At 68.8% G+C, this 8,485-nt stretch carries 7 protein-coding genes; 5 read left to right on the forward strand and 2 right to left on the reverse strand.

Annotation, left to right across the window (positions count from 1 at the left end; all coding sequences use genetic code 11):
- Nucleotides 1-110: 110 nt before the first annotated feature.
- Nucleotides 111-1,766 carry a SulP family inorganic anion transporter gene (locus tag Q4P07_RS10505; RefSeq protein ID WP_303374868.1) on the reverse strand — a complete coding sequence of 552 codons (1,656 nt, stop codon included), beginning with the start codon at nucleotides 1,764-1,766 and terminating at the stop codon, nucleotides 111-113.
- Entirely contained in the window at nucleotides 1,763-2,113 is a 351-nt protein-coding gene (locus tag Q4P07_RS10510) for an ArsR/SmtB family transcription factor (RefSeq protein WP_368660275.1), read from the reverse strand. Before Q4P07_RS10510 ends, Q4P07_RS10505 begins: the two co-directional genes overlap by 4 nt.
- Before the next feature lie 175 nt (nucleotides 2,114-2,288).
- On the opposite strand from Q4P07_RS10510, the gene Q4P07_RS10515 reads away from it, so the two are divergent.
- From Q4P07_RS10515 to Q4P07_RS10535, 5 genes are all read left to right on the forward strand, one after another.
- Nucleotides 2,289-2,999, forward strand: a complete 711-nt coding sequence (locus Q4P07_RS10515; protein WP_303374869.1) for a response regulator transcription factor — start codon at nucleotides 2,289-2,291, stop codon at nucleotides 2,997-2,999.
- Between the two features lie 28 nt (nucleotides 3,000-3,027).
- The gene (locus Q4P07_RS10520) at nucleotides 3,028-4,557 is read left to right on the forward strand and encodes a cell wall metabolism sensor histidine kinase WalK (protein WP_303374870.1); all 1,530 of its coding nucleotides are present in this window, start codon (nucleotides 3,028-3,030) and stop codon (nucleotides 4,555-4,557) included.
- A gap of 24 nt (nucleotides 4,558-4,581) precedes the next feature.
- Nucleotides 4,582-5,826, forward strand: a complete 1,245-nt coding sequence (locus Q4P07_RS10525; protein ID WP_303374871.1) for a S1C family serine protease — start codon at nucleotides 4,582-4,584, stop codon at nucleotides 5,824-5,826.
- Nucleotides 5,827-6,062: 236 nt separating this feature from the next.
- Nucleotides 6,063-7,295, forward strand: coding sequence for an NAD-dependent epimerase/dehydratase family protein (locus Q4P07_RS10530; protein WP_303374872.1), 1,233 nt, complete (start codon nucleotides 6,063-6,065; stop codon nucleotides 7,293-7,295).
- Nucleotides 7,296-7,353: 58 nt separating this feature from the next.
- The coding region (locus Q4P07_RS10535) for a glycosyltransferase family 1 protein (RefSeq protein WP_303374873.1) at nucleotides 7,354-8,485 on the forward strand (1,132 nt) is incomplete at its 3' end.

Here is an 8,485-nt window from a genome sequence, read left to right on the forward strand (position 1 = left end):
AGCAGGGCTACGCCTACCGGATCGTGGACGCCGACGACCTGGACACTCTCGCGCCCACCACCGGCTGACCTGGGGCGAACGACCCACCTGTCCGGCCCGCGCTGCACCTCTCAGCTGGAGGGCGCCCTCGCGGCCTCCGCACGGAGCACGTGGCTCCGCGCGTGCTCCAGGGCCAAGGGGAAGGTTGCGAAGAGGTGCCGCTGGTCTCGCAGCGCGGCGATCACGCCGACGCTGCGCATGAGCGCCAGGTGGCGAGGCGGCACGCCCTTGATGAGCACGGTCACGCCCTGCCCCTCCAGGCTGCGGACGATCTCAGCCAGTGTGTTGGCACCGGTGGCATCCAACGTCCGCAGCTCGGAGAAGGCCAGGATGACGACCTCGATGTCACCCTCGGCCTGCACCTCGCTGCGCACCCGCTCAGCCGCGCCAAAGAACATCGACCCGGTGAGCCGGTAGACGGCGATCCGATCATCTCCGCGCCTCGCTTCGGAAGCGATCTCCTCCCGCCGCACTCCGCTGGTGCGGGCGACCGCGCGCAGCGCAAACACGGCAGCGACGGCGATCCCGAACTGGACCGCCTCAATGAGGTCGATCATGACGGTGATCGTCATCGTCAGGACCAGGACGAGTGCGTCGGAGCGGGTGCTGCGCAGGATCATGCGTGCCTCGGCCAACGGGATCATCCGGATCGCGGTGAGCATGAGCACGGCGGCAAGCGCCGCCATCGGAATGCGGGACACCGGGGCCGAAGCCAGATAGATCACGCCGAGGAGGAACAAGGAGTGGCTCAGCGCGGTCACCCGGGTGCGCGCGCCGGCGCGGACCGCCACCGCGGTGCGTGCGATCGCGCCGGTGGCCGGGATGCCACCGAACGCGCCGGAGGCGATGCAGGCCAGCCCCTGTCCGACCAGCTCCCGATCCGGGTTGTAGCGGGCGTCACCGGAAAGGTCGACGGCCACGCGCGCCGACAACAGCGACTCGATCGCGGACAGCGCCGCGACGGCGAGCGCTGCGGTGAGGACGGTCTGCAGCAAAGCCGGATCGACGCTGGGTAGGGAGGGAGCAGGCAGCGAGGAAGGGATCTCGCCGATGCGGGGCAGGGGAAGGTTGAGCAACTCAGCTGCCACCGTGACCAGCACGATCGCCGCCAACGAGGCCGGGATGCGCTCATCGAGGCGTGGCAACAGCAGCATCAGGGCGATCACCACAGCCACGGCTAGTAACGGCCATCCGGCCGCTGACCAGTCGGCGTCCAGCGCCGAATGGTAGGCCGCGACGACGGGTCTGGTGCCGAGCTGGCCGGTGGAGTCCAGCACCAGCGGCACCTGCTGGAGGAAGATGATGATGCCGATCCCAGCGGTGAAGCCAGCGATCACTGGCCAGGGCACGAGTCCGATGAGCTGGCCAAGCCTGAGCACCCCGGCCAGCAGGAGCATGAGACCCGCGAGGATGCCGACGAGCGCGATCGCTCCGACCCCGTGCTGGCCGACAATCGGGACCAGGACGACGGCCATGGCGCCGGTCGGGCCGGAGATCTGGACGTGGGAGCCGCCGAAGACCGCGGCAACAAGACCGGCGACGACGGCCGTGACCAGTCCGGCAGCTGCGCCCGCGCCAGAGCTGATGCCGAAGGCGAGCGCCAGGGGAAGCGCGATGATGCCGACGGTCGCACCCGCCACCAGGTCGGCCTTCCAGGTGTGCCGGAGGTCGACGTAGTCAGCGGCCTGGGGCAGGAGGTCGCGCAGGAAGGACAGGTGCAGGTTCACAGCTGGGCGGCCATCGCCAGCGTGCGCTGCTGGACGGCGAGGTGATCGAGCAGAAATCCGCGTGCCGCCAGGAGCAGACTCTCGATCTGCGGGTGGCTCACCTGGTAGGTCACGGCGTTGCCGCTGCGCGTGGAGGTGACGACATGATGTTGGCGGAGCACTCGCAGGTGCTGGGAGAGCAAGGAGGCCTCCAGGCCCAGCGTCTCCAGCAAGGAACTCACCGGGAGCGGCTCTCCGGCTGCGACGAGGAGCTCGAGGATCCGGATGCGTGCGGGGTGCGCGAGAGCCTTGAACAGGTTCGCCTTGATCTCGTAAAGCGGTGAATCGAGACCCGTTGCTGGTTCGATGGGGTCGTTCTCCCTGCGATGAAGACACGGTGGACGGTTGAGCGATTCATCATACCGTCATTCCTTGGTGGGATTTCCCCTCTGCCAACGGCCATGCCCTGTGCTCACTGCAGACTCAGCAAACAATCGCCATCTTCCCAGCAACTTCCCAGCCTTTGTCGAGATTGTGGTAGGCATGACCATGCCCCACGAGCCAGAGGCCACGCTGCTGATCGTCGAGGACGAGACCAACATCCGCGAGCTGCTGACGACGAGCCTGCGCTTCGCCGGGTTCACGGTGCACGCCGCGCCGGACGGGCGCAGCGCCCTCCAGCTGGCCGGCGAGAACGAGATCGACCTGGCCGTGATGGACATCATGTTGCCGGACATGGACGGCTTCACCGTCACCCGCAAGATGCGAGAGCGTGGCCAGGACCTGCCGATCGTCTTCCTCACCGCCCGCGACTCCCTGGACGACAAGATCAAGGGCCTCACGGTCGGTGGTGACGACTACGTCACCAAGCCGTTCAGCCTCGAGGAGGTCGTCGCCCGCATCCGCGCCGTCCTTCGCCGCACGCGGGTCGTCAGCGACGAGGACGACCACCTCCTACGCGTCGCAGACCTAGAGCTCGACGAGGACAGCCATGAGGTGCGTCGCGCGGGCAAGGTCATCGAGGTCTCCCCGACCGAGTTCAAACTGTTGCGATACCTCATGCTCAACCCGGGGCGCGTCCTGTCCAAGAGCCAGATCCTGGACCACGTCTGGGACTACGACTTCCGCGGCGAGATGAACATCGTCGAGTCCTACATCTCCTATCTGCGCCGCAAGATCGACGTGATCGGCGAGCCGCTCATCCACACCAAGCGCGGGGTCGGCTACGTCCTGAGGGCACCGCGCCCGGCCTGAGGGGCCACCAGCGCACGCTTCCGCACCGGTGAGCCTCCTCTCCAGCCTGCGCAGCACCTCCTACGAGCGGCTGCACAACCTCTCTCTGACCCGACGGCTCGTGGCCGTCGTGGTCCTGCTGGTGCTCGCTGCCTATCTGCTCACCACGTCGGTCTCGATCACGATGCTGCGTGGCTATCTGCTGGACCGCTCCGATGCCGACCTGCGGGCCTACATCACGCCGCTCGCGCAGCGCGCCTACGGCCAGATCTTGGAAGAGGCCACCGGGCAGCAGCCCAACCTCGATCATCAGGTCTTTGTCCCGCCCAACCCATACTTTGTGCTGTTCACGCCCGCCGAGGCCGATCGCTCTCCGACGAGCGTGATCCCGGCCAAGTTGCAGGTGAGCGAGCCAGCTCTCGCGCAGGTCCCGGTCGGGGACCCGCGCATCGGAGCGCCTTTCACGGTGCCTGGCGAGGATGGGGTGGGGTCCTGGCGGGTGCTGGCCTACCGGCTCACCGATACCACCGGCCTGGTCGGCGGCACGGTCGCCGTGGCGATCCCACTGACGGATGTCGACAGCACCGTGCGCCAGCTCGGCCTCCTGACGGTCGGCATCGGGCTGACGACTCTCCTGCTCGTGGGTGTGCTGGGCTGGTTCGCCGTCCGCCGCGCCTTCCGCCCGCTCACCCGCATCGAGGACACCGCCGCCGCGATCGCCGCGGGGGATCTGACCAGGAGGGTCCCTCCGCGGGGGACCAACGACGAGGTCGGCTCCCTGTCGGACTCGGTCAACCGCATGCTGTCGCAGATCGAGCACTCGTTTGCCGTCCGGGAGGGATCGGAGCAACGGATGCGCGACTTCGTCGCCGACGCCTCGCACGAGTTGCGCACCCCGCTGGCCACCGTCAAGGGGTATGCCGAGCTCTACCGTTTTGGTGCGGTCGCACCAGAGGACGTGGCAGGAGCGATGCGGCGGATCGAGAACGAAGCCAGCCGGATGGCGCGGCTGGTCGAGGACCTGCTCACCCTGACCAGACTTGATTCCAACCCGGCGATGTCACCGACCCGTGTAGATCTGACGGTGCTGGCCAACGACGTGGTGCAGGACGCGCAGGTCCGCTCGCCGCAGCGCGCGGTGACCTTGGTGCCACTCGACGACCCAGTGGTCCACAGCGCTCCGACCATCGTCACCGGCGAGGACGGCGCACTCCGCCAGGTGCTGACCAACCTGGTCGCGAACGCCCTGGCCCACACGCCGGAGGACTCCCCCGTCGAGGTCGCGCTCGGCACCGTAGGCGATGACGTCGTGATCGAGATCCGGGACCACGGGGCTGGGTTGGATCCCGCCACCGCCGAGCGCGTCTTCGAGCGGTTCTATCGGGCCGACAAGTCCCGCAGCCGAGACTCGGGCGGCACCGGGCTGGGACTGGCCATCGTCGCCGCCATCGTCGCGCGCCACCGTGGCAGCGTCCGTCATGTGCCCACTCCCGGCGGAGGCGCCACCTTCCGGCTGCACCTTCCTGCCGCGCGCCCGACGTCCCCAGCAAAGTCACAGCGCACACTCAGCAAACGCTGACCTGGATGCGGTGCACTAGATGACATGAGCACCTCACCCCAAGGACCAGAGCCCACCGACGACGCCTTGGGCCACGCCGAGCACACCGCACCGATCCACCCCCAGACCGAGGCGACCGCAGCCGTGCCCCCGCACCAAGGAAAGCGGAGTGGCCCACGCCGTCGTTGGGGTGACATTGCCGTCGCCAGCGTGCTCGCGGCAGCTCTCTCCTCGGGCGGCACCTACGCCGCGGTCCGGGCTGCGGACTCCGAGGCACCGGCCGCCGCGGTCAGCAACTCCTCCAACGCGGCCGTCCAGGGCAGCGTCGTCTCCCTTACCGGCGCACAGGACTGGGCCGCCATCGCCTCTTCGGTGACGCCAAGCGTCGTCTCCATCGACGTGGCCGGCCAGTCCGGGGTCGGGGCCGGCTCGGGTGTCATCTGGGACAACCAGGGCCATCTGGTCACCAACGCACACGTCGTCGAGGGCGCGCAGCAGCTCCGGGTCTTCCTGGCCGACGGACGCAGCTATAGCGGCAAAGTCGTCGGCACCGACGTCTCCACCGACCTGGCCGTCGTCAAGCTGGACAACGTCCCCGCCAACTTGACGCCGATCACGGTCGGCGACGACTCTGCACTACGGGTCGGCGACCCGGTCATGGCCGTCGGGAATCCGTTGGGGCTCTCGGGCACCGTCACCACCGGCATCGTCAGCGCGCTCGATCGCCCGGTCAGCACCCAGGGGGCCGCCACGCAGCAGGGCTCTCCCGCCTCCCAGGTAGTCACCAACGCGATCCAGACCTCAGCCGCCATCAACCCCGGCAACTCCGGCGGCGCGCTGGTCGACGGCGCGGGCCACCTGGTGGGCATCAACTCCTCGATCGCGGCCCTGCCTACTGCCGGCCAGAGCCAGCCCGGCTCCATCGGCATCGGGTTCGCCATCCCGTCCAACGAGGTCAAGCTCATCGCCGACCAGCTCATCGCCCACGGCAGCGCCCAGCATGCCTTCTTGGGGGTCGGTCTCAAGGACGGCGAGGCGACCGTCGACGGCGCGACCCTGACCGGCGCGCAGGTCCAGCAGGTCGAGGACAACTCCCCGGCCAAGGCCGCCGGATTGCAGGCAGGTGACCTTATCGTCGGCATCGACGGTGAGGCCGTGCCGTCCGCCACCGCCCTCGTCGGCCAGGTCCGCGAGCGCGGCGCCGGCAAGCAGGCCACCCTCTCCTACGTCCGCGACGGCCAGAAGGCAGAGGCCACCGTCACCCTCGCTACCCGACCCGACGAAGGCTGAGCGCCCTCGCCATACCGCTGCCGGAGCCGCAGGTCCGATGGCACCACAGACCGCCGCCCCGCCGGCAGGTAGTTTCCCCCCTTTGACTACCTGCCGCGGGGCGGCCCCACGTGCTCCCCGTCCCAGGCGATGCCTCACCCCTACCACTCCACTCCTCCACGCCCGGCGGACCCGGGTTGGTAGGTTGGCGACCACAGCGGCCGCGCCCTCGTGGCCCGTGGGCAAGGAGGCATGAGTTGAAGGTCCTGGTTCTGGGCGGCGACGGATTCTGCGGCTGGCCGGCATCCCTGCACCTGTCCGACCTTGGCCACGAGGTGACCATCGTCGACAACCTTTCTCGGCGACGGATCGACAAAGAGCTGGGCGCCTCCTCCCTGACCCCGATCACCAGCCCGCAGGAGCGGCTCGCCGCCTGGGAGGAGACTTCGGGCGAGACGATCGACTTCGTCGAGCTCGACATCGCGCAGCACTACGACGGTCTGCTCGACCTGCTCCGCACCGCAGCGCCCGACGCGATCGTCCACTTCGCCGAACAGCGCTCGGCTCCCTACTCGATGAAGTCTGCGACCCACAAGCGCTACACCATCGACAACAACACCAACGCCACTCACAACCTGCTGTGCGCGCTCGTCGAGTCCGGCATCGACACCCACCTCGTGCACCTGGGCACCATGGGCGTCTACGGCTATGGCACCGCCGGTATGTCGATCCCCGAGGGCTACCTCGACGTCGAGTTGGTCGGCGACGAGGGTGAGCGGATCAGCCAACAGATCCTTTATCCCACCAACCCGGGCTCCGTCTATCACCTGACCAAGTGCCTGGACCAGCAGCTGTTCGCTTATTACGCCAAGAACGACGCGCTGCGGATCACCGACCTGCACCAGGGCATCATCTGGGGCACGCACACCGAGCAGACGCTGCGGGACGAACGGCTGATCAACCGGTTCGACTACGACGGCGACTACGGGACCGTGCTCAACCGCTTCCTCATGCAGGCCGCGGTGGGCTATCCGCTCACGGTGCACGGCACCGGGGGGCAGACCCGCGCCTTCATCCACATCCGCGACATGGTGCGCTGCGTGGAGCTGGCCTTGCAGAACCCGCCCGCCGCCGGCGAACGCGTCAAAATCTTCAACCAGACCACCGAGAGCCACCGCGTCCGCGACCTCGCGGAGCTGATCTGCCGCATCAGCGGCGCCCAGATCGAAAACGTCCCCAACCCGCGCCACGAGTCGCCCGAGAATGAGCTCTCCGTGCGTCGAGAGGCCTTCCTTGACCTCGGGCTCGAGCCGACGCGCCTCTCGGAAGGCCTGCTGATGGAGATCGAGCAGGTAGCCAGCCGCTACGCCCACCGAGCCGACCTCGAGAAGATCCCGTGCACCTCGGTCTGGACCAAGGACCAGCAGCCTGGTGTGCCCGCCTCCCGCGCACCGGAGGCGCACGACTCCCCCGCCGAGCAGCCCGCCTAGGCGAGCGGTCAGCCCCGGCGGAAGCCTCTCCCTACCCCGACTCACCAAAGCTGCCTGCATGCGCATCGCGCTCTTCACCGAGGTCTTCCTGCCCAAGGTCGATGGCGTCGTCACACGGGTCACCAAGACCCTGGACCAGCTCGCCGATCTGGGGCACACGGCGCTCGTCTTCGCGCCCGGGGACCCCCCCGCCAGCCATGGCCCGCATCGCGTCGTCGCGGTCCGGTCGGTCTCCTTCCGGCCGTGGTATCCCGAGGTCATGGTCGGGCTGCCCACCCCCCGGATCGCGCGCGAGATGCACGACTTCGCGCCGGACCTCGTGCACGCCGTCAACCCGGTCTGGCTCGCGGCCTACGGCGTCATCTCCGCCCGTCGCCGCCATCTGCCACTGCTCGCCAGCTTTCACACCGACGTGCCGTCCTACACGACCCGTCTGGGGTTGTCGGCGCTGAGGGCACCTTCGCAGGCGTGGATCACCGGGATGCACAACCAGGCCGAGGTCAACCTGTGCACCTCCGCGCAGATGGTGCAGCGGGCGCGTGAGGTCGGGATCCGGTCGGTAGACCTGTGGCCCAAAGCGGTGGACACGGTCGCCTACCACCCCTCCAGGCGCACCGCAGCGATGCGGGACCGGCTCACCGCCGGGCACCCAGACGCCCCGCTCGTCCTCTACGTCGGTCGGTTGTCGCCGGAGAAGGACCTGGCTGCACTGGTCGAGCCGATCCGCGCCTTGAGCAGGTATGGCGTGCGCCTCGCGCTGGTCGGGTCGGGCCCGGGCAGGCGGGAGTTGGAGCGGCGCTTCGCTGGCACCCCCACGGTGTTCACCGGCTACCTCGCCGGCCAGGACCTGGCCGCTGCCTACGCGTCGGCGGATGTCTTCGCCTTCCCTTCCACGACCGAGACGCTGGGGCTGGTGGCCCTGGAGTCGATGGCTTCCGGCGTGCCCGTCGTCGGTGCCGACGCCGGCGGGATCCCGTTCGTCATCGACGACGGGCGCACCGGCTATCTCGTGCCCCCCGGAAATGCCGACGCCCTCACCGACCGGATCAAGCGGCTCGTCGACGACCCAGAGCTGCGGTCGCGCATGGGCGCGGCCGCCCGAGCGGACGCGCAGGAGCACTCGTGGCGGGCCGCCACCGAGTCCCTCGTGACCTCATACCAGCTCGCGGTAGAGCGGCACCGCGAGACCA

The organism is Ornithinimicrobium sp. (genome assembly GCF_030537745.1).
Lineage (GTDB): Bacteria > Actinomycetota > Actinomycetes > Actinomycetales > Dermatophilaceae > Ornithinicoccus.